This is a genomic window from Arthrobacter sp. 2YAF22_2, from assembly GCF_052114645.1.
GTDB lineage: Bacteria > Actinomycetota > Actinomycetes > Actinomycetales > Micrococcaceae > Arthrobacter.
Window position 1 is genome coordinate 1 of sequence record NZ_JBFRFD010000459.1, and the last position, 2,967, is coordinate 2,967.

Annotated in this window: 2 protein-coding genes and 1 pseudogene; all 3 read left to right on the forward strand. The window is 59.7% G+C overall.

Annotated features, from left to right (window positions below):
- Positions 1–213 precede the first annotated feature (213 nt).
- Complete coding sequence (locus AB4Y86_RS15810; RefSeq protein WP_441403138.1) at positions 214–1,152, forward strand: NaeI family type II restriction endonuclease; 939 nt, start codon at positions 214–216, stop codon at positions 1,150–1,152.
- A gap of 849 nt (positions 1,153–2,001) precedes the next feature.
- Positions 2,002–2,424 carry a hypothetical protein gene (locus AB4Y86_RS15815; RefSeq protein ID WP_441403139.1) on the forward strand — a complete coding sequence of 141 codons (423 nt, stop codon included), beginning with the start codon at positions 2,002–2,004 and terminating at the stop codon, positions 2,422–2,424.
- A 131-nt stretch (positions 2,425–2,555) separates the two neighbouring features.
- Positions 2,556–2,967: pseudogene (locus AB4Y86_RS15820) on the forward strand (hypothetical protein); the annotation flags it as partial.

Genomic DNA, 2,967 nt, shown 5'->3' on the forward strand with positions numbered 1-2,967 from the left:
GCTCCGCACATCCTATGAGTCGCAAGCGACGTAGGCGGTTGTGCGTCGTTCCCAAGCAGGAAATGGTGCAACGTCCCTAGTGCGTGCCCTGACGAGTGGCCAGAGGTCAGTGATTGGGTGCGTGTTCAAATTCCCCCCAATACCGGCGGAATCGTAAATGCATTTGGACGTGTCGGCAGTAGATGCAGCCAGTCTTATATGTAGGCTCAGCGGGTGAGCCACTCTATGGATATATTCGCCCCCAAATCGGACCGTGCCCTCGATGAGGTTGCCGCTGAGCTACTGCGGCTTGACCCCGACGGTGTGCGGTGGGCATCCGTAATTCGCCGTACCTACGACATGATCTACAACGGCCAAGAGACAGGTCGGTATCGCTGGGATCAATTGATGAAGACAGAGAAAACCCATTTCGGCACGCTCATGGAGATCAACGCTCAGCGCGAGTTCGAGTTTGAGGGCGGAGATGCAACGGACTACCGGATTTCCGGACACCAGGTTGACGCCAAGTGGAGTCAGACGTCGGGAAGTTGGATGCTGCCCCCAGAGGTTTTCGGTGAGCTTGCCCTCGTCGTGACAGGTAGTGATGCGGAGTCGGTCTGGTCCCTTGGCCTCATTCGCATTACCGCAGAGGTYCGTAAGGAGTCAACCAACCGGGACAAGAAGAGTCAACTCAATGCCTTGGGGAGGGACTCTGTTCAATGGATCTGGAAGGATGCGCCACTGCGCCCGAACGTGTTGCTCCAGCTTCCGCGTGACGTCGTGGACGACATTTTTGATAGTCGCTTTGGCACGCAGCGCACGCATCGTCTATTCAGGGCGGCCGTAGACATGATYGTCCACCGCAACATCGTCGCGACCGTGAGCCGTCAGCTAGATCACCAGAAGCGGGTGCGCTATAACGGCGGTTCCCGCTCCGTCTTGGCGCCAGAGGGTTATCTCATCCTCAGTGGGCTTTATCACCGTCAGCTGGCTGAAGATCTCGGTGTTCCGGTGCCGCGTCAGGACGAGTACGTCTCGGTCCGTGTTGTACCTTCCGAAGACAACACTGGGGCTCTTATCGGTGGGCGTAGGTGGCGGCAGGCCCGTCCCGATGAGACGAGCCGGGAGCCAGCTCCGCGGATTGATGAACCCAAAGACAAAGAGGAAGCGTAATCGTCATGTTCTCTATGCCGGCCTAGCACGCTCGACTTCGTTAGATCCGATCTAGGGTACATTCGCCGGCGCTCCCTCGGGGGCCTGCCGATGGCTTCATCTTCTCCCGCGACGAAAAAGACTTGCTTGGCTCTCCGTACCGCCGTGCTCGGGCTAGGCGCTAGGAATCTGCCGCGGATGCTGCGGCGTGGGGTCGGCAATATCGCGGTGTTGGGAAGTACTTGGTGGACGACGAATTAGCGTTCGGTGTCTTAAAGGCGATGTCGGTGTGCCGCCCTATGATCCTGAAGAGAAGGTTGTGACGAGTTGCGAGAAAGGGGGTCCGCATTGGTTTCTCCGTCTCCCGGTGTGGGGCAGGCGTTGCTTTCCCTAGCCGAGGCCATCGACGAGCCGGCGCATCGAGCATCTTGGATCGGATCACTGGTTGCTCTTGGCGCTCGCCTTGCGCGGTACGCCCAGCGAGCCGAAGGACGTCAACTCGTTGCAGTCGTGTCGGTTCCGACGAGAGATTTCGCGGCTGCTCTGATTGGTTGCGGATGGGCCATGACTCGACCTGCCCCCGAGATTCGGCCGCCGATCGAACTCATGCGGAGCCTCGAGCGTGGAACTCCGGTGAGAATCGTCACCTCGAACGAGGTTCTGAGTGACTACTTTTACGAATTTGACGACAACTTTGCGCGTCCACGCGTCCACGTGGGCGGTACATACTGGCAGGCGGATTTGATTCGTGCACTCGCGGTGCTGCCTGAACTTACCGAGCCCCTGCGAGGACGACGGCCCGTTCCAGGGAGTGTCTGCGATCTTGCAGGATTGCGGGAGACCTGGGATCAGCGTCTTGCGAGCCCATCCATGGACCTGGCTATTGTGGGAACGCTCAAGTGGCTGAAAGACGATTTCGGCGCGTACCTTGCACAGGACGGCTGTACCGTGTCTGGGTCGGATGAAATCGCGTCCCTCTTGCTCCCGAAGGACGAGCGCGGCCCGACATGGTCGACACGGCTGTACGCCTCCGCTAGCCTCGCTGAGGTTCTTCCGCTACCCAAGGAGGTCGTTGCGGTCGTGTTGGATGGGAGCGGCGCGATCAAGTATCTGGCTGAGATAGAGGCTCCAATTGTGGTCTGCGTCCTGGATCGATCAGTCGCGGATGAGACGGCTGCCGAAATTATCGTGCAGTTACGAAACACGCGCGGGGAACCCGTCTCGATCCGCGACACCCTTGGCTGGACACCGCCAATCGGTGTCGAGGCTCTTGCGTTCACGGTTGCGCTGTGAGACGGATTGAGGCCCTTAACGCGCGCTACGCCTCTTGTGCGGAACTCCGGCGAAACGGTGTCGAGATAGTTCGGGTCGCTGATTCCGGAGGAGCGCGCCTCAACGCAGCTGCACGTAGACTGCTTTCGATCATGCGTGAGGGTGACCCGGTGCCTTGGTCTGATCTGGCTGGTGCCGTCAACGCGATGCGATGGCGGCTGGTGACGCAGCCACAGCCGATCAGTCTGAACGCTGGTCTCCACGATGCGGCCGAGCAGGTAGCGGTGCAAGCGAGACGGCTGCGCGGTTCGGCAGAGAACGACGAAATACTCGACGAACTGGCAGCCGCCGCACAGGCGGCTTCGGAAGCAGTACCGTTGCTCGGGTCGGTCCTGTGGAGCTCTATCGAAGAAATAGGGCCGAGTGACTGTGTTGTTGTGCCTGCCAGCAGTTCCGCGAAGGCAGGACTTCAAGCTTGGCTTGGGGACCTGGGCGTTTCCGTCATGACGATTGGGGATTTGCACCGCGAGAAGCGTCAAGTGGAACAGGCGTTTGCGGTGGGGC